General features: G+C 68.3%; 22 protein-coding genes. 6 read left to right on the top strand and 16 right to left on the bottom strand.

The annotated features are described in order from the left end of the window. Nucleotides 1-3: 3 nt before the first annotated feature. On the top strand, nt 4-1,128 hold the full coding sequence (locus tag AC1Q9M_RS03120; protein ID WP_492432362.1) for a transglutaminase-like domain-containing protein: 1,125 nt from the start codon (nt 4-6) through the stop codon (nt 1,126-1,128). Here the strand turns inward: AC1Q9M_RS03120 and AC1Q9M_RS03115 are convergent. The 5 genes from AC1Q9M_RS03115 to AC1Q9M_RS03095 form a co-directional block, all read right to left on the bottom strand. After that, complete coding sequence (locus AC1Q9M_RS03115) at nt 1,118-2,071, bottom strand: pseudouridine synthase (RefSeq protein WP_492432360.1); 954 nt, start codon at nt 2,069-2,071, stop codon at nt 1,118-1,120. The genes AC1Q9M_RS03120 and AC1Q9M_RS03115 overlap by 11 nt on opposite strands. Before the next feature lie 16 nt (nt 2,072-2,087). Further along, entirely contained in the window at nt 2,088-2,816 is a 729-nt protein-coding gene (gene trmB, locus AC1Q9M_RS03110) for a tRNA (guanosine(46)-N7)-methyltransferase TrmB (protein ID WP_492432358.1), read from the bottom strand. A gap of 31 nt (nt 2,817-2,847) precedes the next feature. Continuing rightward, nucleotides 2,848-3,729, bottom strand: a complete 882-nt coding sequence (gene gluQRS, locus AC1Q9M_RS03105; RefSeq protein WP_444686274.1) for a tRNA glutamyl-Q(34) synthetase GluQRS — start codon at nt 3,727-3,729, stop codon at nt 2,848-2,850. A 20-nt stretch (nt 3,730-3,749) separates the two neighbouring features. Further along, the gene (locus tag AC1Q9M_RS03100; RefSeq protein WP_444686275.1) at nt 3,750-4,886 is read right to left on the bottom strand and encodes an NAD(P)/FAD-dependent oxidoreductase; all 1,137 of its coding nucleotides are present in this window, start codon (nt 4,884-4,886) and stop codon (nt 3,750-3,752) included. Between the two features lie 77 nt (nt 4,887-4,963). Next, nucleotides 4,964-5,911: a LysR family transcriptional regulator gene (locus AC1Q9M_RS03095; RefSeq protein ID WP_444686276.1), complete on the bottom strand. Its 948-nt coding sequence runs from the start codon at nt 5,909-5,911 to the stop codon at nt 4,964-4,966. A gap of 137 nt (nt 5,912-6,048) precedes the next feature. Here AC1Q9M_RS03095 and AC1Q9M_RS03090 point away from each other — a divergent pair, with 137 nt between their 5' ends. The 5 genes from AC1Q9M_RS03090 to dnaE all read left to right on the top strand — a co-directional run bounded on the left by AC1Q9M_RS03090 (nt 6,049) and on the right by dnaE (nt 12,291). Continuing rightward, nucleotides 6,049-6,750, top strand: a complete 702-nt coding sequence (locus AC1Q9M_RS03090; protein WP_382158905.1) for a pirin family protein — start codon at nt 6,049-6,051, stop codon at nt 6,748-6,750. A 45-nt stretch (nt 6,751-6,795) separates the two neighbouring features. Next, a complete protein-coding gene (locus AC1Q9M_RS03085) occupies nt 6,796-7,206 on the top strand; it encodes a DoxX family protein (protein WP_382324069.1) in 411 nt (136 codons plus the stop codon). Nucleotides 7,207-7,265: 59 nt separating this feature from the next. After that, a complete protein-coding gene (locus tag AC1Q9M_RS03080) occupies nt 7,266-7,820 on the top strand; it encodes a flavodoxin family protein (protein ID WP_382326940.1) in 555 nt (184 codons plus the stop codon). 158 nt (nt 7,821-7,978) lie between these two features. Next, nucleotides 7,979-8,692 (top strand): DUF599 domain-containing protein, encoded by a 714-nt coding sequence (locus AC1Q9M_RS03075; RefSeq protein ID WP_444686277.1) that lies wholly within the window; start codon nt 7,979-7,981, stop codon nt 8,690-8,692. Nucleotides 8,693-8,727: 35 nt separating this feature from the next. Then, nucleotides 8,728-12,291, top strand: coding sequence for a DNA polymerase III subunit alpha (dnaE, locus tag AC1Q9M_RS03070; RefSeq protein WP_492432355.1), 3,564 nt, complete (start codon nt 8,728-8,730; stop codon nt 12,289-12,291). Here the strand turns inward: dnaE and tolA are convergent. From tolA to AC1Q9M_RS03015, 11 genes are all read right to left on the bottom strand, one after another. Continuing rightward, nucleotides 12,288-13,187: a cell envelope integrity protein TolA gene (gene tolA, locus AC1Q9M_RS03065; RefSeq protein ID WP_492432353.1), complete on the bottom strand. Its 900-nt coding sequence runs from the start codon at nt 13,185-13,187 to the stop codon at nt 12,288-12,290. The two genes, dnaE and tolA, sit on opposite strands and share 4 nt — an antisense overlap. Before the next feature lie 16 nt (nt 13,188-13,203). Further along, on the bottom strand, nt 13,204-13,647 hold the full coding sequence (locus tag AC1Q9M_RS03060; RefSeq protein WP_291112118.1) for an ExbD/TolR family protein: 444 nt from the start codon (nt 13,645-13,647) through the stop codon (nt 13,204-13,206). A 1-nt stretch (nt 13,648) separates the two neighbouring features. Next, on the bottom strand, nt 13,649-14,347 hold the full coding sequence (gene tolQ, locus AC1Q9M_RS03055) for a protein TolQ (RefSeq protein ID WP_291112121.1): 699 nt from the start codon (nt 14,345-14,347) through the stop codon (nt 13,649-13,651). A gap of 48 nt (nt 14,348-14,395) precedes the next feature. After that, a complete protein-coding gene (gene ybgC / locus AC1Q9M_RS03050) occupies nt 14,396-14,824 on the bottom strand; it encodes a tol-pal system-associated acyl-CoA thioesterase (protein ID WP_382324075.1) in 429 nt (142 codons plus the stop codon). A 95-nt stretch (nt 14,825-14,919) separates the two neighbouring features. Further along, complete coding sequence (locus AC1Q9M_RS03045) at nt 14,920-16,140, bottom strand: pyridoxal phosphate-dependent aminotransferase (protein ID WP_492432351.1); 1,221 nt, start codon at nt 16,138-16,140, stop codon at nt 14,920-14,922. Next, a complete protein-coding gene (gene nusB, locus AC1Q9M_RS03040) occupies nt 16,137-16,655 on the bottom strand; it encodes a transcription antitermination factor NusB (RefSeq protein WP_382158889.1) in 519 nt (172 codons plus the stop codon). The genes AC1Q9M_RS03045 and nusB overlap by 4 nt, the downstream gene beginning before the upstream one ends. A 5-nt stretch (nt 16,656-16,660) precedes the next feature. Continuing rightward, nucleotides 16,661-17,125, bottom strand: coding sequence for a 6,7-dimethyl-8-ribityllumazine synthase (ribH, locus tag AC1Q9M_RS03035; RefSeq protein WP_291112129.1), 465 nt, complete (start codon nt 17,123-17,125; stop codon nt 16,661-16,663). A 47-nt stretch (nt 17,126-17,172) separates the two neighbouring features. Next, nucleotides 17,173-18,303 (bottom strand): bifunctional 3,4-dihydroxy-2-butanone-4-phosphate synthase/GTP cyclohydrolase II, encoded by a 1,131-nt coding sequence (ribBA, locus tag AC1Q9M_RS03030; protein WP_291112133.1) that lies wholly within the window; start codon nt 18,301-18,303, stop codon nt 17,173-17,175. Then, a complete protein-coding gene (locus AC1Q9M_RS03025; RefSeq protein WP_382324081.1) occupies nt 18,300-18,944 on the bottom strand; it encodes a riboflavin synthase in 645 nt (214 codons plus the stop codon). Before AC1Q9M_RS03025 ends, ribBA begins: the two co-directional genes overlap by 4 nt. Before the next feature lie 61 nt (nt 18,945-19,005). After that, nucleotides 19,006-19,458, bottom strand: a complete 453-nt coding sequence (locus AC1Q9M_RS03020; protein ID WP_382324083.1) for a type IV pilin protein — start codon at nt 19,456-19,458, stop codon at nt 19,006-19,008. Beyond that, nucleotides 19,455-22,757 carry a PilC/PilY family type IV pilus protein gene (locus tag AC1Q9M_RS03015; RefSeq protein WP_444692118.1) on the bottom strand — a complete coding sequence of 1,101 codons (3,303 nt, stop codon included), beginning with the start codon at nt 22,755-22,757 and terminating at the stop codon, nt 19,455-19,457. Before AC1Q9M_RS03015 ends, AC1Q9M_RS03020 begins: the two co-directional genes overlap by 4 nt. Nucleotides 22,758-22,760 lie beyond the last annotated feature (3 nt).

The following is a 22,760-nucleotide window of genomic DNA, read 5'->3' as shown; positions in this document are numbered from 1 at the left end:
TTCATGACCCCCGATCGCCGCCGCTTCCTGCAGCGCGCCGCCACCTCCGTGGCCGCCGCATCACCGCTGTTCCATGCCACAGGGGCCCTGGCCCAGGCCAACCCGGCACCACAGCGCGAGTTCAACCCGCAGCCCGGCGCCTGGCGCACCTTCGATGTGACCACCCGGGTGGACATCGAGTTGCCCCGGGGCGCTTCCCAGGTCTGGTTGCCGCTGCCCTCGGTCGAGAGCGACTGGCAGAAGTCCTTCACCAGCGACTTCCGCACCAACGGCACCGCGCAGCTGACCGAAGAGCGGCACTACGGTGCCCGCATGCTGCACGTGACGTTCGCCGAAGGTGGTGGCATGCCTTACGTGGAACTCACCAGCCGCGTGCAGACGCGCAACCGCGCGGCCGATCTTTCGCAGAAAACGGCCAGCACCGAAGACGCCGCCAGCCTGCGCTTCTGGACCCAGCCCACGGCCCTGCTGCCCACCGACGGCATCGTGCGCGAGACCGCGCTCAAGGCCACGCGCGGTGCGCGCACCGACGCGCAGAAGGCGCGCCAGATCTACGACTGGGTGGTGGCCAACACCTACCGCGAGCCCAAGGTGCGCGGCTGCGGCGAAGGCGACATCAAGACCATGCTGGAGACCGGCAACCTGGGCGGCAAGTGCGCCGACCTCAACGCCATCTTCGTCGGCCTGTGCCGCTCGGCCGGCCTGCCGGCGCGCGACGTGTACGGCATCCGCCTGGCGCCCTCGGCCTTCGGCTACAAGGAGCTCAGCGGCAATTCCGCCAGCCTCAAGGGCGCGCAGCACTGCCGCGCCGAGGTGCACCTGGCCGGCCACGGCTGGGTGGCGATGGACCCGGCCGATGTGGCCAAGGTCATGCGCCTGGAGACGCCCGAGTGGATCAAGACCACGCAGCACCCGGTGGTCACGCCGGTGAACCGCGCGCTGTTCGGCGGCTGGGAGGGCAACTGGATGGCCTGGAACATGGCGCACGACGTGAAGCTGCCGCAGGCACAGGGCCCGCAGCTGGGCTTCTTCATGTACCCCGTGGGCGAGACCGGCGGCCAGCGTCTGGATTCCTACGCGCCGGACGACTTCAAGTACCAGATCACGGCGCGCGAGATCAAGGCCTGACCGTTTCCTGCGGCTCGGGCCAGCTCAGCGATTGCTGGCTGGAAAAGGCCCGTGCTTCGCCCGTCACGGGGTCGGTGAAGGCGATGGCCCGGGCCAGCAGGCGCAGCGGGTTCGAGAAATCCTCGGCTTCGTGTGGCCCGCGCTGCACACTCGGGTAGAACTGATCGCCCACGATGGGCCGCGCCAGCGCGTTCATGTGCACGCGCAGCTGGTGCCGCTTGCCGGTGACGGGCTCCAGGCGGTAGCGCGCCCACGGGCCGCGCACCTCCAGCCGCTCGATGCGCGTCTCGCTGTTGGGCTCGCCTTCGGCCTCGTTCATGCGGAAGAAGGCGTCGTGCGCTTCCTCGATGCGGCTGCGCCGCACCACGGGCCAGGCCTGGGACGCATCGCCGGAGGGGGCGAGCGCTTCGTACACCTTGTGCACCGCGCGGTCGCGGAACAGCGACTGGTAGGCGTCGCGGTCCTGCGGGCGCAGGCTGAACACCACCAGGCCCGCTGTCTCGCGGTCGATGCGGTGGATGGGGCTCAGCGTGTCGATGCCCAGCCGGTTCTTCAGCCGCACCAGCAGGCTTTGCTGCACGTAGCGCCCACCGGGTGTCACCGGCAGGAAATGCGGTTTGTCCGCCACCAGCAGGTGCTCGTCCAGGTGCAGCACGGTTTCCTCGAACGGCACCACGGGTTCGTGGTCGAGTTCGCGGTAGTAGTAGACCCGCACCCCCGGCGTGAAAGCCGCATCGGGTGGCAGGGCCTGGCCCGCGTCGTCAAGCACCTCGCCGCGCGCGAGCCGTTGGGCCCAGGCCTCGCGGCTGACGGCGCTCAGGCGTTCGGCCAGGAAGTCGAGCAGCAGCGGCCAGGGCGCGGCCTTGCCGTAGGGCAGGGCGATGCAGCTGGCGGACACGCCCTGCCGCGAGGGAATCGCCGGGTTTTTCGGGGGACGGCCCATGGTGGCCCGTTGCGGATCAGACGCGGCGGAACACCAGGTCCCAGACGCCGTGGCCGAGCTTGAGCCCGCGGTTCTCGAACTTGGTGAGCGGCCGGTAGTCGGGCTTGGGCACGAAGCCGTCGCCACCCGCTTCGGCGATGTTGCTCAGCAGGGGCTCGGCCTGGAGCACCTCCAGCATCTGCTGGGCGTAGGGTTCCCAGTCGGTGGCGAGGTGCAGGTAGCCGCCTGGCTTGAGGTGGCGCGCGAGGCGGTTCACGAACGGGCCCTGGATCAGGCGGCGCTTGTGGTGGCGGCTCTTGTGCCAGGGATCGGGGAAGAAGATGTGCACGCCATCGAGGCTGGCTTCGCCCAGCATGTGGTCCAGCACCTCCACCGCGTCGTGGCGGAAGATGCGGATGTTCTCCAGGCCTTGCTCACCCACGAGCTTGAGCAGGGCGCCCACGCCGGGCTCGTGCACTTCGCAGCAGAGGAAGTTGTCCTGCGGGCGCACGGCGGCGATGTGGGCGGTGGCGCCGCCCATGCCGAAGCCGATCTCCATGATGAGCGGCGCGGCGCGCCCGAAGGCCGCAGCCGCGTCGAACGCGCCGGGGGCGTAGTTCAGCAGGAAGCGGGGGCCGTGCTGTTCGAAGGCTCGAGCCTGGCCCGGGCCCATGCGGCCCGCGCGCAGCACATAGCTCTTCACCGCCCGCATGAAGGTGGTGTCGGCGGGGGCAGGGCGCGGTTGGGCGTGGCGGGGGTCGGTCATCGGGAGCGGTCGGTCGGGGAAGGGGTGGATTTTAGGCGGGCCAGGCCTTCGTCCACGCCGCCAGCAGGTTGGTCACCGTGTCGCGCCCTGGCGTGGGCAGGCCGAGCACTTGGGCGGCCTGCATCAGCGCGGTGGGGGGATCGCTCAGGTCCAGCGCCTGCGCGCCGTTCTGCTTGCTGAGCTTTTCACCGTGGTCACCGAGCACCAGCGGGGTGTGGCGGTAGGCCGGCGTGGGCAGGCCCAGCGCCTGTTGCAGCAGGATCTGGCGCGCCGTGTTGTCGGCCAGGTCTTCGCCACGCACCACGTGGGTGATGCCTTGCGCCGCGTCGTCCACCACCACGGCGAGCTGGTAGGCCCAGAGGCCGTCGGCGCGCTTGAGCACGAAGTCGCCCACCTCGGTGGCCACGTCCTGCGCCTGCGGGCCGAGCTGGCGATCGGTCCAGCGCACTTCGCTGCGCAGGGGCTGCACGGCGAATCGCCAGGCTCTGGCGGGCTTGCCGCGCAGGCCGCCACGCTCGGGCCGGCAGGTGCCGGGGTAGACGGCGCTGTGGTGGCGCTCGCGCACCACACCCTGGGCCTGCAGCGCGGCCTCGATGTCCTTGCGCGAGCAGGCGCACGGGTAGGCGCGGCCCGCGGCCACCAGCCGGTCCAGCGCCTGCTGGTAATGGGCGCCGCGCTGCGATTGCCAGAGCACGGGCTCGTCGCTGACCAGGCCGCAGGTTTCAAGCTGCCTCAGGATGGTGCCGTCGGCACCGGGCACGCAGCGTGGCGTGTCCACGTCTTCCATGCGCACCAGCCAGACGCCGCCGTGGGCGCGCGCATCCAACCAGCTGGCGAGTGCGGCGACCAGCGAGCCCGCATGCAGCGGGCCGGTGGGCGAAGGGGCGAAACGTCCTCTGTACATGGCCGCCATGGCCCGCAGACGCGGAAGACTCAGGCGATGGCGAGCGCCATTTCCAGGCCGGAGACGAAGGCGTCTTCGACGCGGTGGCCCAGGCACCAGTCGCCGCAGGCGCCGATGCCCAGTGCCTTGTCGAGCAGGTGGCTCTGGCCCAGCGGCGTCTGCGTCTGGGCAAAGCGCCAGCGGTGCGCCACGGCATGGGTGGGCGTGGCGCGGATGCCGGTGATTTCGGCAAAGCCCTTGAGCAGCTTGGCCTTGGCGCGCTCGGCGTCGTCTTCCAGGTGCTTGGTGGACCAGGCGGGGCTGGCCTGCACGGTCCAGCGCTCGATGGGGTCGCGCCCGGGCTTGCTGGATTCGCGCGCCAGCCAGCTGATGCGGTGGTGCGTGCTGCGCGCGGCGTTCCACTGCGGGCCGAGGTGCGGCAGGCCGGGCTGCATGGCCTGGGGGTAGGCGACCATCAGCGTCCAGCAGGGCGCCACGTGCACGGGGGTGAGTGCCTTGCGCAACTCGGGCGCGAGGCCGGAGGCGAGCAGCAGGTCGTGGATCTGCGGGTGCGGCATGGCGAGGACCACGCGGTCGAAGCCGCCCAGCACCTGCTGGCCGCCCTGAGCGTCTTCGGCGCGCAGTTGCCATTGTTCGGGATGCAGCGCATCGCGCTCGATGCGGGTCACGCAGGTGTCCAGCAGCGTGCGGGCCAGCAGGCCGCCGTGCAGCTCGGGGTGCGCCAGGGGCTGCGCCCAGAGGTTGACCAGGGCGCTCATGCCGGGCGAGGCCACGAAATGCGGTTCGGTGGGGGGCGGCGCGCTGGCCAGCACGCGGCCCAGTTCGTCGAGCACGCGCACGGTGCTGGCGCTCCAGGGGCGCACGACGGCGGTGGCGTTGCTGCGCAGCGCGGTCTCGAAACGCGCGTCGCGCACGGTGAAGTACTGGGCGCCGTGGTCGAAACCGCCGAACTCGGTGCGCCGCGTGGCCATGCGGCCACCGAACTCACGGCTTCTCTCGAGCAGGGTGACGCGGTGACCCGCCTGCACCAGCGTGCGCGCGCACACCACCCCCGCCATGCCACCGCCGACCACGGCGAAGTGCAGAGGCTTGGCCGCCGCGCCGCGGGCCTTGGAGCGGGTGTTCTTCGTGGCTGGGGCTGCGCGTGGGCTTCTGGTGTTCGTCATGTCTCTTGGCGCGTTGGGTGATGGGTGTGTGGCTGACTGTATCAGTTGCTTCATCGTTCGCGCCGCTTTCCCATGGATCAGATCTGATGGTGGTTGTTCAGCAGCGCGCCGCGCGTCTTGGGATGCTGCAGGCGGTCCAGCCACCAGCGCAGCGCGCGGCCGGTGTCGCCCGAGCTGCGGGGCTGGCGCCAGGCATACGAGACGCGCAGCGTGCGGTTGGGCCGCTGCACGGTTTTCACCACCAGCCGCCCGGCGTTGATGAAAGGCTGTGCGAGGGACAGCGGCAGGAAACCCCCACCGAGGCCGCGCAACTGCGCTTCGAGCTTGTGCTGCATGGTCGGCACGGTGAGCACATCTTGCCCCGGCAGCAGGTTGTGCGTGACACCGCGCCCGCGCTGCGTGCTGTCGGCCACGGCCACGGCGCGGTGTTCGCGCAGTTCCTCGTCGCACAGGCTGTGGGTGGCGGCGGCCAGGGCGTGGTGCGGTGCGACCGCGTAGACGAAGCTCAGCGTGCCCATGGGCGCGGACTGGAATTCGGTGAGCGCCATCTCGCTGGGCACGCCCAGGGCGAGGTCGGCCTGGCCGCTCTGCAAGGCTTCCACCGTGCCCGAGAGCGTTTCGGCCCGCAGCTTGAGCCGGGTGGGCGCGCCTTCGGCATAGAAGGCCTCGCAGAGCTCGAACAGGGTGGCGCGCGCGATGATGGCGTCGGCGGCGATGGTGAGTTGCGGTTCCCAACCCGTGGCCACGCGCTTGACGCGCTGGGCCACGGCGTCGAGTTCGCTCAGCAGGTATTGCCCGGAACGCAGCAGCTCGGCCCCGGCGGGGGTGAGCACGGCGCGGCGCGCGCTGCGGTCGAACAGCAGCACGTCCAGCGCGTCCTCGATCTGGCGGATGCGGTAGGTCAGGGCGCTGGGCACCATGCCGAGTTCGCGCGCGGCGGCCGCCATGCTGCCCAGGCGGGCGACGGCATCGAGCAGGCCCAGGTTTTCAGGAGAGAGGGCGGCCCGGGGGCTGGAAGTGGCCATGGCGGTGACTCTGATCGTTCAAATGATTTGAATGATGCCATCAAAACCGTGCAGTCACAAAGGGGGCTGGTCCGCTCAGAATTCACCCCATGCCAGCCATTCGGGCCGGCCCCACGGAAGATGGAAAGGAATACACCATGCTTCAGATTCGACGCTCCGATGCCCGCGGCTATGCCGACCACGGCTGGCTCAAGAGCCACCACTCGTTCTCCTTCGCCGAGTACTTCGACCCTGCCTGGATGGGCTGGGGCAACCTGCGCGTGATCAACGAAGACCGCATTGCCCCGGGCACCGGTTTCGGCACGCACGGCCACCGCGACATGGAAATCATCAGCTACGTGCTGCAGGGCAACCTGGCACACAAGGACAGCATGGGCAACGTCAAGGGCATTCCGCCCGGCGACGTGCAGCGCATGAGCGCGGGCAGCGGCGTGCGCCACAGCGAGTTCAACCACGCACCCGACGCCACCACGCATTTCCTGCAGATCTGGATCGAGCCCAATGTGACGGGCATCGAGCCGGGCTATGAGCAGAAGGGGTTTGCCGAGGCCGAGAAGCGTGGTCAACTTCGCCTGGTGGCATCCCCCGACGGGGCCGAGGGCTCGGTGACCATTCATGCCGACGCGGCCATGTACGCCGGCCTGCTCGATGGCCAGGAAGCCGCCGAGCTGGCGCTCGACCCGGCCCGCAAGGCCTATGTGCACCTGGTGCGTGGCGCGCTCGACGTGAACGGCCAACACCTCAAGGCGGGGGACGCTGCCGTGCTGGCCGGCGAAAGCCGCCTGCAGCTCTCGAACGGCGATGATGCCGAGGTGCTTGTGTTCGATCTTGCTCCCTGAACGTTTTTTCCATCCTTTCAACTTCCATTTTTTCAAGGACTCACCATGAACGCTCTGCAAAACCCCCTGGCCCTGATCGGCCGCATCCTGCTGGCCATTCTTTTCGTGCCGGCAGGCTTTGGCAAGATCGCCGGCTTTGCCGGCACGGTCGGCTACGCCACGGCCATGGGCCTGCCTGCGCCGCAAGTGGGCGTGGCCATCGCCCTGGTGATCGAGCTCTTCGGCGGCCTGGCGCTGCTGATCGGCTACCGCACCCGCGTTGCCGCCATTGCCCTGGCCGTGTTCACGCTGGTGGCCAGCTTCTTCTTCCACGCCTACTGGGCCGTGCCGGCCGAGCAGCAGATGATGCAGCAGCTGTTGTTCTTCAAGAACATCGCCATCACCGGTGGCCTGCTCGCCTTCGCCGCCTTCGGCGCCGGTGCCTTCAGCCTCGACGCGCGCCGCCCGGCCGCCTGAGCTTCATTGGTTTTCTCCTTCGCGGCGCCTGGGCGCCGCTTTTTTTTCAGGAACACAAGATGTCCAAAGTTGTCGTGGTCTACCACTCCGGTTACGGTCACACCCAGCGCATGGCGCAAGCGGTCGCCCAGGGCGCCGACGCCGAACTGCTCGCCATCGACGCCGACGGCAACCTGCCCGACGGCGGCTGGGACACCCTCGATGCGGCCGATGCCATCATCATGGGCTCGCCCACCTACATGGGCAGCGTGAGCTGGCAGTTCAAGAAGTTCGCGGACGCCTCCAGCAAGCCCTGGTTCGCCCAGAAATGGAAGGACAAGATCGCCGCCGGCTTCACCAACAGCGCCGGCATGAACGGCGACAAGCTCGCCACGCTGAACACGATGTTCACCCTGGCCATGCAGCACGGCATGATCTGGGTCAGCCAGGGCCTGATGCCCAGCAACACCAAGGGCGCCCAGCGCAACGACGTGAACTACCTCGTGAGCTACAGCGGCGCGATCGCCCAGTCGCCGTCCGATGCCGGTGCGCAGGACATGCTGCCGGGCGACCTGGAGACCGCGCGCCTTTTCGGCGAGCGCGTGGCCAGCGTGGCGGCGCGATTCACGGGCTGAGGCGGTAGCACGCGCCGATCCGGCGAGCGTGCCGCGGTCCAGAGGCATCCAGGGCCCGGCTCCGCCGGCCCGAGATGCCGTTCCCCCTCCCAGCGCCGACGGCACGCCGAGGGGGGACGCCGCGTCAGCGGCGCAGTGGGGGCGTACCATCCAGCTCCATGAAGTTCCTCAGCATCATCCCCTGGGCCGACTGGCTGGCCCTGGTCTGCTTTCTGGCCCTGTGGGTCGGCTACGCCTGGTTCGCCCGCGAATGGGGCCGCAAGATGGGCTCGCTGCTCCACACCACCAACCGCTACCGCGGCTACTGGATGACGCAGACCACGGCGCGCGACCCCCGCATGCTCGACGGCCTCATCACCCAGGCCTTGTCGGCCACGCCCACGTTTTTCTCATCCACCTCCATCCTGGTCATCGGTGGTCTGTTCGCCTTGCTCGGCACGACCGACAAGGCGACGGAGTTGATGAGCGAGATCCCGTTCGCCCAGACCACCTCGCTGATCGTCTTCGAGTTCAAGATCCTGGTGATGGTGGCGATCTTCGTCTACGCGTTTTTCCGCTTTTCCTGGTGCATGCGGCAGTACACCTTCGTGGCGCTGGTGATCGGTGCCATGCCGCCGGCCGAGGACTTCGAGTCCGGCAAGCACGACCGCCGGGCCTTCGCGGACCGCGCCGCAGCCATGGTGGGCGCCGCGGCCGACACCTTCAACGACGGCCTGCGCGCTTATTACTTTTCGTTCGCTGCGCTGGCCTGGTTCATCTCTCCGGTGGCGATGGTGGTCGCCACGCTGGCCGTGGTGGCCATTCTTTACAGCCGGGAGTTCCGCTCCGAGGTGCTGAGCATCCTCAAGGACGAAATGCCACCGCCCGCTTGAGAGGAAGAAGGCCCCGCGCCTTCTAAAATGGCCCGATGTTCACTCATCTGCGCCTGCACACCGAATTCTCCGTCGTCGACGGCACCAACCGCATCGATGACGTGGTGGCCGCGGCCGCCGCCGACGGCCAGCCCGCGCTGGCCATCACCGATCTCAGCAACCTGTTCGGCGCCGTCAAGTTCTACAAGGAAGCCCGTGGCGCGGGCGTCAAGCCCATCATCGGCGCCGAGGTGCTGCTGCAGGGCTTCACCGAAGAAACGCCCGGTGCCATGCCGGGCAGCCAGCAGGCGCCGGTACCGCGTGCGCTGCTGCTGGTGCAGGACAAACAGGGCTACCTGAACCTGAGCGAGCTGCTCGCCCGCGCCTGGACGCGCAACGACGGCCGGGGCCAGGCGCTGGTGCAGCGCGACTGGCTGCAGGAATGCAATGCGGGCCTGATTCTGATCTCGGGCGCGCAGGCCGGCCCGGTGGGCCAGGCGCTGATGCAGGGCGATGCGCAGCGCGCGGCCGACGTGGCGCTGCAGCTCTCCAGCATCTTCACGCACCGTTTCTACATCGAGCTGCAGCGCGCCGGGCGCGTGGACGATGAACGCCACGTGGCGCAGGCCGTGCAACTGGCCGCGCGCCTGCACCTGCCGGTGGTGGCCACGCACCCGGTGCAGTTTCTCGAGCCCGACGACTACGAGGCGCACGAGGCCCGCGTCTGCATCGCCGAGGGCGAGATCCTGGGCAACAACCGGCGCGTGCGCCGCTTCACGCGCGAGCAGTATTTCAAGAGCACGGCGCAGATGCAGGCGCTGTTCGCCGACATCCCGTCCGCGCTGGCGAACTCGGTGGAGATCGCCAAACGCTGCAACCTCACGCTCGTGCTGGGCAAGCCGCAGCTGCCCAACTTCCCCACACCGCTGATCGATGGCGTGCCGATGCCGATGGCCGATTTCTTCCGGCAGTCGTCGTTCGAAGGCCTGGAAGAGCGCTTGGCGCACCTGTACCCCGAAACTGCCAAGCGCGACGCCGAGCGCCCGCGCTACGTGGAGCGCCTCGAGTTCGAGATCAACACCATCCTGAACATGGGGTTCCCGGGCTACTTCCTGATCGTGGGCGACTTCATCAACTGGGCCAAGAACAACGGATGCCCGGTGGGGCCGGGCCGGGGTTCGGGCGCCGGCTCGCTGGTGGCCTACGCGCTGAAGATCACCGACCTCGACCCGCTGCAATACAACCTGCTGTTCGAGCGCTTCCTGAACCCGGAGCGGGTGTCCATGCCCGACTTCGACATCGACTTCTGCCAGACCAACCGCGATCGCGTGATCGACTACGTGAAGGACAAGTACGGCAAGGAAGCGGTGAGCCAGATCGCCACCTTCGGCACGCTGGCCGCGCGCGCGGCCATCCGCGACGTGGGCCGCGTGCTCGACTTCTCCTACGGCTTCTGCGACGGCATCTCCAAGCTGATCCCGAACAAGCCGGGCATGTCGGTCACGCTGCAGTACCCGCCGGCGCAGAAGAAGGAAGGCGACAAGAACAACTACGCGATCGAGATGGAGCCGGTGCTGGCCGATCGCATCCAGAAGGAAGACGACGTCAAGACCCTGATCGAGCTGGCGCAGAAGCTCGAAGGCATGACGCGCAACATCGGCATGCACGCCGGGGGCGTGCTCATCGCACCGGGCAAGCTCACCGACTTCTGCCCGCTGTACGCACAGCCCGGCAGCGAATCGGCGGTGAGCCAGTACGACAAGGACGACGTGGAGGCCATCGGCCTGGTGAAGTTCGACTTCTTGGGACTGGCCACGCTGACCATCCTGGAGATCGCGCGCGAGCTCATCATGAAGCGCCACCCGGGGCAGGAGAACTTCCGTTTCGAGGACGTGCCGCTGAACGACGCGCGCGTGTACGCGCTGTTCTCGCGCGGTCAGACCGAAGCCGTGTTCCAGTTTGAAAGCCGCGGCATGCAGGGCATGCTGAAGGACGCCAAGCCCTCGCGCCTGGAAGACCTGATCGCGCTCAACGCGCTGTACCGCCCGGGCCCGATGGACCTGATTCCCAGCTTCGTGAACCGCAAGCATGGGCGCGAGGAGGTGGAGTACCCGCACCCGGCGGTGGCGGAGATGCTGTCCGAGACCTACGGGATCATGGTCTACCAGGAACAGGTGATGCAGACCGCGCAGATCCTGGGCGGCTACTCACTCGGCGGTGCCGACCTGTTGCGCCGCGCCATGGGCAAGAAGAAGGCCGAGGAGATGGCCGAGCACCGCGAGAAGTTCCGCGCCGGTGCGCTTGCCACGCACAACATCCCCCAGGACAAGGCCGACGAGGTCTTCGACCTGATGGAGAAGTTCGCGGGCTACGGCTTCAACAAGTCGCACGCCGCCGCCTACTCGCTGCTCGCATACCACACTGGTTGGCTCAAGGTGCACTACACCGCCGAGTTCTTCTGCGCCAACATGACGGTGGAAATGGACGACACCGACAAGCTCAAGGTGCTGTTCGAAGACGCGCAGAAGATGGGCATCGCTTTCGAAGCGCCGGACGTGAACCGGGGCTTCCACCGCTTCGAGCCGATCACCAACAAGTCCATCCGCTACGGCCTGGGCGCCATCAAGGGCACGGGCCAACAGGCGATCGAGGCCATCGTGGCGGCCCGTGAAGGCCGGGGCGAAGGCCCACGCGGCGACGAGAAGGGTCCGTTCAAGAGCCTCTTCGACTTCTGCGTGCGCGTGGACCGCACGCGCCTGAACAAACGCACGGTGGAAGCGCTGATCAAGGCCGGTGCCTTCGATTCGCTGAACCTCAACCGCGCCGAGATGCTGGCCTCGGTGGACCGCGCCTTCGAGTTCGCCGCCGCCACCCTGGCCAACGCCAACCAGGGCGGGCTGTTCGACATGATGGGCGACGACGACCACGGTTCGAGCAAGCAGGAGCCCGACCTCGTGGCCACCATGCCCTGGGGCGTGAAGGAGCGGCTCACGCTGGAGAAGACCGCGATGGGCTTCTACTTCTCGGGCCACCTGTTCGACGAGGTGCAGCGCGAGGTACGCCGCTTCGCGCGCACGCCGCTGGGGGATGTGGTGGAGAGCCGCGACCCGGTGATCCTCGCCGGCATCGTGACCGACTTCCGCGTGATCAACGGACAGCGAGGCAAGCTCGCGCTGTTCAAGCTGGACGACAAGACCGGGGTGTTCGAGACCAGCGCGGACGAGAACCTCATCAACCAACATCGCAACCTGCTCAAGGACGACGAGCTCATCATCGTGCAGGCGGTGGCGCAGCCCGACCGTTTCTCAGGCGGTGTGCGGTTGAAGATCCAGCAGATCTGGGACCTGGCGGCGGCGCGCTGCCGTTTCGGCAAGTATTTGCGCGTGGCGGTGAACGGCACGGCGCCATCGATCGCCGAGCTGGTGCGCGAGTTCCCACCCAAGCGTGAGATCACCGAGCAGGGCGAGCTGGTGCGCGGCCTGCCGGTGCGGCTGGCCTTGCTGCGCGAGGGCGCGCAGTGCGAGCTGCAGCTGGACGACCGGGCGCTGTTCTTCCCCACGGACGCCGCGCTGGCGAGCTGGATGGCGCAGGCCCACGAGCAGCGGCGCAGGGGGGCTTAGTCCAGGGGTCGAAGCCCGATCACCAGCGGCGACGGCACGGTGCCGTTGGTGTCCTTGGGCAGGGTCGCGGTGCGGTCGATCGCGCGCAGCACCGCCTCGTCCCACTCCGGGTTGCCGCTGCTCTTGACGAGCCGGCGCGAGACAATGCTGCCATCGGGCGAGGTGCGAACCTCGACCTCGGCGCGCGGGTTGCCCGGTGCCACGTCGGTGAACACCACGTTGGGCTTGATGCGCGCGGCCACGCGCCCGGCGTAGCCCGGTGTCGGACCGCTGGACTGCTGGGCCGTGCCGGTGCTCTGCGGCCCGCCGCTGGCGCCGGCCTGGCCCATCATGCGTTTGATCTGGTCTTCGCGGATCTGCGCCAGGCGTTTTTCCTCGGCGGCTTCCTTGCGTTCCTGTTCGCGCTTCTCGGCCGCCAGTTTCTGCTGGCGCTCCTTCTCGGCGGCGGCTTTGTCCGCTGCGGCCTTTTTCTCGGCGGCCGCCTTTTCCGCGGCCTTCGCGGCGGCGACTTTCTTCGCCTCTTCCTCTCGCTCCTTCTTTTCCGCCTCGGCCTTCTTCTTGGCCTGCGCGGTGGCGATCTCGGCCTGGGTCGGGCCCGGGGGCGGCGGTGCGGGGGTGGGCGCGGGTGCCGGTTTCGGGGCCGGTGCCGGCGTGGGCGCCGGGGTGGGCGCGGGCGGGGGTGGCGGCGGTTCCACCGCGCGCGGCGCGGCCTGCTGCGGGGTGCGGGACCAGAGTTCGGCCTCCACGGTGACCGGTTCGCCGTCGTTCTGCCACTGCACGCCCAGGGTCAGGGCGATCACGAGCAGGCCATGGGCAACCAGGGCCAGCCCCATGGGGCCGAGCCAGCGCCCATTCCGGGGCGGGGCGAGGTCGAGGTGGTCGGCAGTCGATTGCATGGGGCGTGGACGGGGCTCAGCGCGAGGTTTGCACGGAGAGGCCGACGCGCGCAATGCCCGCGCGCTGCAAGGTATCCATCACGCGAACAACGGCTTCGTACTTGACGTTCTTGTCGGCGCTGATCACCACCGGCACGCCGCCTTCGGGCGGGCTGCCCCGGCTGGCCTGCAGCTGCTGCACGCGCGCGACCAATTGGCCCATGGAGACCGGTTGCGGTTCGGCGCTGGAGGAGCCTTCGCGCACCTTGATCTGCTCGTCCTTGTCGATCACCACGGCCACGAAGCGGTCGGGCTGGCGCCCCGCCTGGCCCACGCTGGGCAGGGCGATCTGGCTCGGCGTGATCAGCGGCGCGGTGACCATGAAGATGATCAGCAGCACCAGCATCACGTCGATGAAGGGCACCATGTTGATCTCGTTGATGGTGCGGCGGCCCCGGCCGCGGGAGGAGACGGCTGGCATGTCAGTGTCCCGACGGCGTCTGGGTGTGCACGCCGAGGTTGCGCTGCAGGATGTTGGAGAACTCTTCCATGAAGGTCTCCATGGCGTTGGCCACGCGGTCGATGTCGTGCGAGAAGCGGTTGTAGAACACCACCGCCGGGATGGCGGCGAACAGGCCGATGGCGGTGGCCACCAGGGCTTCGGCGATGCCGGGGGCCACCGTGGCCAGGGTCACCTGGGCCAGCGCGGCCAGGCCGGTGAAGGCGTGCATGATGCCCCAGACGGTGCCGAACAGGCCCACATAGGGCGAGACCGAGCCGACCGAGCCGAGGAAGGAGAGGTTGGTTTCCAGGGCATCGAGCTCGCGCTGGAAGCTGGCCCGCATGGCGCGCCGCGCGCCGTCGAGCAGGGCGCCGCTGTCGGTGATGCGGCGCTCGCGCAGCTTCTGGTACTCGCGCATGCCGCTGGCGAAGATGCGTTCCATCGGGCCGCCGTGCTTGGCGTTCTGGGCGGCGGAGGCATACAGGTCGTTGAGGTTGGTGCCCGACCAGAATTCGCGTTCGAAGTCTTCGTTGTAGCTGCGCACGCGCCTCAGGGCGAACACCTTGCGGAAGATGGCGGCCCAGCTCACCACGGAAACCACCACCAGCAGCGCCACGACGGCCTGGACCACCCAGCTCGCGTTGAGCATCAATTGAACGATGGAGAGATCTTGGGTCATGGGTGTTCGGATGCGGTAGGTGGGAAAAAAGTTTCGGTAGGCGGCCGCTCAGGCCGGGCCTTGCAGCGCGCTCTGCACCTGAACCGGGATGCGCTGGGGGCGCAGGCTTTGGGCATCGACCCAGCCGATCCGGATCGTGCCCTCGCACAGCAGCAGGGGGGCCTCGCCAGCCAGCGGGGGCTGCAGGAGCGCGCGCTGCTCGATTGTCAGGGAGGCCCGGCCCGCTTCCCGCACGCGGGCTGTAACCAGAAGCAAATCATCCAGGCGGGCCGGGCGGTGGTATTGCACCTGGGTTTCGCTCACGACGAACATGCCGCCGACCTCGTCGCGCAAGGCCTGCTGTCCCAGGCCCAGGTGGCGCAGCCACTCGGTGCGCGCGCGCTCGAAGAACTTGAGGTAGTTGGCGTAGAAGACGATGCCGCCCGCGTCGGTGTCTTCCCAGTACACGCGCACCGGCCAGGTGAATGGCGCCCCCACGCTCCCCGCTGCGCGTCGTTCGCTGCCCCCCGTGGGGGCTGCCCCCGCCTTGGGGCGGCCCGGCGGCGGGGTCGGCGCTGTGGTGGGGGGCGCGCTCACAGGGCCTGCTCCAGGCGGGCCACGGCTTCCTGGAGCTGGGCCATCGAGTTGGCGGTGGAGAAGCGCAGGTAGCGGCCGGGCTCGGCCTGGCCGAAATCGCGCCCCGGTGTGGTGGCGAGCTGGCAGCGCTTCATGAGTTCGAACGCCAGCGCCCAGCTGCCGCCCTCGTCGGGCCGTGTGCCCTGCGGCGCGATGCCCCAGCGCTCGCACAGGCCGCGCACGTCGGCCCAGGCGTAGAAGGCACCGTCGGGCATCACGGGGACGTTCAGGTCCAGGCGGTTGAGTTCGGGGATGAAAAAGTCGCGCCGGGCCTTGAAGGCGGCGCGGCGGCGCTCGTACTCGGCCAGGCTGTCGGGCTCGAAGCAGGCCAGCGCGGCGTGTTGCGCGATGGTGCTGGCGCAGATGAACAGGTTCTGCGCCAGGCGCTCCACCGCCGGAACAAGGGCGGGCGGCAGCACCAGCCAGCCCAGGCGCCAGCCGGTCATGTTGAAGTACTTCGAGAAGCTGTTGATGCTGATGACCTCGTCGCCGAGGCCATCGGGCAGGCCCAGCGCGCTGTGGCCGTACTCGTCTTCGAAGCTCAGGCCGAGGTAGATCTCGTCCACCAGGGTGATGCCACCGCGGCCACGCACCAAGCGCGCGATGCGTTCGAGCTCTTCGCGGGCGATGCTGGTGCCCGTGGGGTTGGAGGGCGAGGCCAGCAGGACACCGCGCGTGGCGGGGCCCCAGGCGGCTTCGACCTGTTCGGCGCTGAGCTGGAAGCGCTGTTCGGGGCCGGAGGGGATCAGCACCGCGCGGCCTTCGGCGGCCTGCACGAACTGCCGGTTGCACGGGTAGCTCGGGTCGGGCATCAGCACTTCGTCGCCGGCTTCGATGAGCGCCAGGCAGGCCAGCTGCAGCGCGGCCGAGGCGCCGGCGGTGACCACGATGCGAGCCGGGTCGATGCGCAGGCCGAAGCGCGAGGCGTACCAGCCGCTGATGGCTTCACGCAATGGAGGCAGGCCCGTGGCCTGCGTGTACTGGCTGCGGCCGGCATGGATGGCGCGTTCGGCGGCGGCGGTGACCAGCGGCGGTGCGGTGAAGTCGGGTTCACCGATGTTGAGGTAGATCATCGACCGGTCGCCGGCGCCGGCCTGGGCCGCCATGGCGGAGGCGGCCTTGGCCAGCTCCATCACGTAGAACGGTTCGACGCGCTGCGCGCGCTGGGCAATCCTCATGGAGCGGGCTTGCGCGCGGCCGGCGCCGGTGATGCGGCCACTTCCGCGGGGCGCAGCTGCGAGGCCAGCTGGTGCATCACACCATTGACGTATTTGTGGCCGTCGGTGCCGCCGAAGGACTTCGCCAGTTCGATGCACTCGTTGAGCACCACACGCCAGGGCACGTCCAGGCAGTGCTGGAATTCGTAGGCGCCGATCCAGAGCACACCGTGTTCGATCGGCGAGAGTTCCGCCAGCGGGCGGTCCAGGCGCGGCGTGATCAGCGCGTCCAGCGCCGTGGCCTCGGCGATGCAGCCGTGCAGCAGGGCGTCGAAGTGCACGCTGTCGGCCTTGTGGAAGCCGGCCAGGTCGCGCGTGAAGGTGTCGATGTCGATGGCGGCGTTGCGGCCCACCAGGTATTGGTAGATCCCCTGCAGCGCGAATTCGCGGGCGCGGGTGCGGGCGGACTTGTCGGCCGCCTTGCGCGCGGTGCCGCCGCTCTTGGCGGTGGCCGGGGTGGGGGTGTCAGCGGACATGGTGTTCAACCGATCTCTTGCAGCAGGTGCGCCATTTCCACCGCCACGCGGGCCGCATCGCGGCCCTTGTCGGTCTGGCGGGCCACGGCCTGGTCCAGGTTTTCGGTGGTCAGGATGGCGTTGGCAATGGGGATCTGGTAGTCCAGCGAGAGGCGCGTGACACCGGCGCCCGATTCGTTGGCCACCAGTTCGAAGTGGTAGGTCTCGCCGCGGATGATGCAGCCCAGGGCGATCAGCGCGTCGAAGTCGTCGCGCTCGGCCATGGCCTGCAGGGCCACCGGCACTTCCAGCGCGCCGGGCACCTTCACGTGGGCGATGTTCTTGTCCTGCACGCCCAGGGCGAGCAGCTCGGCCAGGCAGGCGTTGAACAAGGCGTCGGTGATGGATTCGTTGAAGCGGGCCTGGACGATGCCGATGCTGAGTTTTCTGCCGTCGAGCACGCTGGGGGTGCCTTTGTCTGCGCCGAACATGTGGGGGTCCGTTTCTTGGGATGGAGGAGGGAAGGGGGAAAAAGGGATCAGCCGTTGCGGCTGAGGTAGCCGGTGATCTCGAGGCCGTAGCCGGTCATGCTGGGCATGCGGCGCGGGTTGCCCATGAGTTGCATGCGGTGCACGCCGCAGTCGCGCAGGATCTGCGCGCCCACGCCGTAGGTGCGCAGGTCCATGCGACCGCGCTCGGGCGCCTGGGCGGAGCGCGCCGTGCCTTCGAACTGGGCCAGCAGCTGGCTGGCGGTTTCACCGCAATTGAGCAGCACGGCCACGCCCGCGCCGGCCTGGGCGATGTGGCGCAGGCTGGCTTCCAGGCTCCAGGAGTGCATGGAGCGGCCGACTTCCAGCGCATCCAGCACCGACAGCGGTTCGTGCACGCGCACGGCCACGCTGTCTTCGGGCTTCCACTCGCCCTTCACCAGGGCCAGGTGCAAGGCGCCGCTGGGCTGGTCGCTGAAGGCCGTGACCTGGAATTCACCGAAGGCGGTGTTCATGCTGCGCGTGCCGAGCTTCTTCACCAGGCATTCGGTGCGGCTGCGGTGTTCGATCAGGTCGGCGATGGTGCCGATCTTCAGACCATGCTCGGCGGCGAAGACCTGCAGGTCGGGCAGGCGCGCCATGGTGCCGTCGTCCTTCATGATTTCGCAGATCACCGACGCGGGGCTGCAACCGGCCATGGCGGCGAGGTCGCAACCCGCTTCGGTGTGGCCGGCGCGCATGAGCACGCCGCCTTCGACCGCTTGCAGGGGAAAGATGTGGCCGGGCTGAACCAGATCGCCGGCCTGCGCGTCGGGCGCCACGGCGGCCTGCACGGTGCGCGCGCGGTCGGCGGCCGAAATGCCGGTGGTGACGCCTTCGGCGGCTTCGATGGAGATGGTGAAGGCCGTGCCCATCTTGGTGCCGTTGCGCGGCACCATGGGCGGCAGGCGCAGGCGCTCGCAGCGCTCGCGCGTGAGGGTGAGGCAGATCAGGCCGCGGCCGAAGCGGGCCATGAAGTTGATCGCTTCAGGCGTGACGTGGTCGGCGGCCAGCACCAGATCACCTTCGTTTTCGCGGTCTTCTTCGTCGACCAGGATGACGATGCGCCCGGCGCGCATGTCGGCGACGATGTCCTCGACCGGCGAGATGGCCACCGGGGCCAGGGTTTCAGGGGCGTTCATGCGGGTTCCTTGGTGGGGTGCGTGCCGGCGCTGAGCATGCGCTCGACATAGCGCGCGACGGTGTCGATTTCGAGATTGACCGTGCTTGCCTCGGCCAGCTCGCCCAATGAAGTGTTGTCCACCGTGTGGGGGATGAGGTTGATGCTGAATTCGCAACCTGCGGCGCTGTCGGCCACCTCGTTGACGGTGAGGCTGACGCCGTTGACCGTGATCGAGCCCTTGTAGGCGAGGTATTTGCCGAGTTCGGCGGGCGCCATCACGCGCAGCTCCCAGCTTTCGCCCACCCGGGCGAAGCGGGTGACCGTGCCCACGCCGTCCACATGGCCCGCGACGATGTGCCCACCCAGCCGGTCATGGGCGCGAAGCGCCTTCTCCAGGTTGATGCGACGGCCCGTTTGCGCCAGGCCGGTGGTGCGGGCCAGCGATTCGGCGGAAATGTCGATCGTGAAGCGGTGCTGGGGCAGGTCCAGCGAGGTGACGGTCATGCAGGCGCCGTTGAGGGCGATGCTGTCGCCCAGACCGACGTCGTCGAGGTAGCCAGGCGGCGCCTCCAGGGTGAGTCGCTTGCCATGGTCCAAAGAGCTGCCCAGGTCGTGGAGGGCGGCGATGCGCCCCACGCCGGTGATGATGCCGGTAAACATCCCGCTATTTTCGCAGGGTTTCGGAAACCGGGCCTGGAGCCCTCTTTGGTGGGCTCTGGCGCTAGCGGTTCCAGCAGGTCTGAGCCGACAAGGGGGCCGTCACGAGCGCCGAGGCGGACTGGGTTCTCAGCCCCGCCTCGCTGAGTTCGAAAACGCCGCATTCGTCCGCGCTTTGCGCGGCGCGCGGGGTGGCTTGCAGCACAAAGGCGCTGGCGTTCAGCGTTTTGAAGCCGACCGTGTACCGATCGCCTTCCACCGCCAGCACGCCGGCGGGAATGGCCGCCCGTGCGGGGTAGGTGCCCTGCGCGGTGGCCGCGCGCTCCAACCATTGGGCGGCCTGCAGCAGGGCGGCCCGGGCGTGGGCCCGGTGGGTTCGCTGCACATGCGAGGTGTATTGCGGCAATGCGATGGTGGCGAGCACGGCGACGATCGCCAGCACGATCATGATTTCGATCAGCGTGAAAGCCCGCTGCGCCAGCGGCCGCCGCACGCCTGGGGAAAGCCGCGTGCTCATTCGAATTCCCGCCAGTCCGCGCGCCGGCCCTCGACCTTGCCGGCTGTCAAGGTCAGCTTCCTGATGCACGTCGCTTTGGCGGGATCGCAGGTCGGGTCGCCCGACGCATTGGAAAGCGACAGCAGGTTGAGGTCACCACCGGATGTGTGGATGCTGGCGAATTCACCGCTGCCAAAGCGCGCGCGCGAGGCGTTGATCATGGACATGGTGGCATCGGTGCTGGCGAATGCCGGCGCTTTGCCAGGCTGCCCCGTGATCATGTTGAGGACGGTGATCGCACCCCCTTCCTGGGCCTGTTCGAACGCGCAGGTTTCTTCGTTGCTGCCCTGCGCAGGGACGGTGGTGGTCACGATCACCTTCTGGCCCTCGAACGGTTGGGGGTTGCTCAACACGCGCTCACCGGCGTCGGGCAGGTCCATGTACCAGCCGCGCGGTGAGCTTGGGTTGGTTCGGGCGTACGCGACCGGCTGGCGTGAGCTGTTGAAAAACAGGGTTGGCAGCTCGGTGCCCGAGGTGCGGCTGGTCACGGCCCCGGTGACGGATTGCTGGACGAGTGCGCTGCGGCCGGGAATCGTGGAGCGCGCGTCCGTGCTCTCGGACAGCCGCCCCTTGTCGACTGTGTATTGACTGAAGTCCCAGACCGAGTAGATGGTCTGCACTTTCGCACTTGCGCGATCGGCCTCTTCCAGGCTGCGGCCGGTGCCGAACAGGATCTGGACGCCACCCAGCGGATGGGCCATCCACAGCGGTGCCGTGGTGATGGGCTGGAGGTTGGCGGACGAGGCCGCGTCGCGGGCCGTGAAAAGGGGGGTGCAGGAAGCGCTCTTGCAGGGCATGCCACCGCCGCTCCAGTCGCTGACACCCCATTTCGTGGCGTCGGTATCGGTCAGGTTGAATTTCCAGAGGTTGCCTTGCAGGTCGCCGGCGTAGGCCACATCCATCCTGCCGTCGCCGTTGACATCGAGCAGTCGAGGCGCGGACAGGCCATTGCCTTGGTGGGTGGTGGCGTGGGCCACGATGCTGAGCAGTTCCCGTGGTCCGTCCAGGTACTGGATGAGCAGCACCGGGCGCTCGTTGACGCTGTTGACGCCATTGCCCATGACCACCGCCCAGCGGCCGTTGTTGAGCTTGGCGATCTGCTCGCTGCGGCCGCCGTCGATCGCACTCACCACCGGCGGTGCGTAGAGGTGGCCGATGTCCTTGCTCGCCTCGTCGGGAGCGGGGCCGCTGCCCGGAAAGCTCCGGTCCAGCAGAACGCCCGATGGGTTGAAGGAGGAAGTGGCCGCCGTGGTCGCCCGAGGGGTGGTGACGTCCAGCACGAAGTAGCCCCTGCCGCCGCCGCCCAGGGCGCCGACCAGGTAGGTGCGCCAATCGTCGAGCCGGCCTGCGTTGCTGCTGGTGCCATTGCCGCTGATATCGGCATCGCCGGTGAAGGCCTGCCCATCCACGAAGTAGCGGTGGCTGTAGTCGGGCCGCGTGTAGCTGCGCAGGTGGCCGTAGACCCCGGCGGGCACATAGGCCATGAGTTCGCGGCCGTCCTCGGCGCTGAAACCGTGCAGCATGCCATCGTTCGCACCCACGTAGAGCATGGGTGGGCGGTTCGCCTGCGCGGCTCGGAAGTCGGCATGCCCGGGGTGTTCGAATCCCATGCGCACGGGCTGCCGGGTCTGCCAGATGTTCGCGTTGGCAATGTCGCCCAGGCGCGAATCGCGGCGGCGCAGCGTGCCGCCGGGCTTGTCGTTTTCATGGGCACGGTCGCCCCGCAGGTAGTTCAGGCGGCGCTGGCCTTCGGTGTCGCTGTCGCTCCCTCGCAAGGAGGCCTGCTGTGCCTCGTTCAGGTTGTTCCAGCTGAAGACGGCGCCTTCCCTGCCGTTGTGTGTGAGCACCTGCCGTGCATCCGGTGTGCTGGCGTCCAGCAACTGGTGCGCGGACCATGAAGGGGCGCTGCTGATCCCCTGGGTGGAAGCGTTGATGGTGTACGCGCTCAGGTTGCCGCTCCAGCTGCTGGAGTTGAAGCCGGCGACGTAGATGAGCCCGTTGGAGCGCAGGCGGCTGGAGCTGCTCGCGATGCTGACGAGGGGTTGTGACGTCTGATGGAGGATGTCGTCCAGGATGCCCTGGAAGGCGTCGAGCAGCGCTGTGTTGTTGATCGCGGGCACGAAGCGTCCGCGGCTGTTCAAAGCGGCGTGCCACAGCTCCACCTTGCGTTCGTTCTCGCGGGTGAGCCAACTCAGGTTGAACGCACTGTCGCAGGGCCGGTTGTTGTCGGAAAAGACGAGGCAGAACGGTGAAGGCCAACTGGTGTCGCCGTTGATGAGGCCGCCCAGGTTGTTGAAGGTGTTGCCGTTCCAGACTGGCTGCCCCGTCCATCCGGCGGCGTCCTTGAACCCGACGGTGTAAGTGACCATGTGTTGCCAGGTGGCGGGATCGTTGCGCGGGTTCCAGTACGCGTCGAGCTCCGCCGGGTGTTTGTCCGTGCCGAAGTTTTGCCGAGGCCATTGCGTTTTGGGGCTGGGGCGCACGTTGTTGGCCAGGCCCGGCTGAAGATCGCGTGACCAGTAGTAGAAGGCGAGGTCGGACAGGCTGCTCACGTAGGAGGTGCCCCAGTTGTCCCGGTACAGGCGGGTCTGCGGCGATGCCGTGTCGTACTTGACGCCGTCGGGCAGGGTGAGGGAGGTGTTGTCCGTGTTGCCACCCCGGACGATGTACTGGTCGTCGAGGCCCGCCGCATCACGGCTGTTGTAGGGCGCTGTGTTCCAGGCTCCATCCGTCATGAAGATGTGGAAGGACTTCCGGCACGACAGCACAGGGGCCTCCGTCACGCCAGGGTTGGACGCCCACGGACTGTGGACCCCGAGATCGGTGCGGCTCAGGTACTTTCCCGCTTCGTCGATCATGAGATGCGAAGGCGTCTGGTTGTTCGGGGTCAAGCGGTCCACCCAGTTCAAGAAGTTGATGCGGTGGATGCCGCTGAGCCGGGCCATGGCGTTCTGGCCATTGCAAGCGGCGCTGCCGCTGGGGATGCCGGCACAGCGGTTCATGGATTGCCACGCCAGCCGCACCCGATCGTCAGGCACGTTGGCGGCCGAAAAGGTTTGTCGCAGGACGGCCTGCAGCGTGGCGATGCCCTCAAATCCCATGCTGCCGGAATCGTCGACGGACACGATCACGTTGGGAGCAGGCTCGCGCCCCAGCGCCGCCGGTGACTGCGCCAGGTTCAAGGGCGCGGCGCGAAGCGTCGAGGGCAGAAGGGCGCAGGCGATGGCGATGAAGGCAAGGGGCAGAGCGGCATGGCGCATGTT

It is taken from the genome of Hydrogenophaga sp. GW823-FHT04C09 (genome assembly GCF_058796355.1).
Note: the sequence above shows the minus strand (reverse complement) of the source record. Positions and strands in the feature narration are given on the sequence as shown.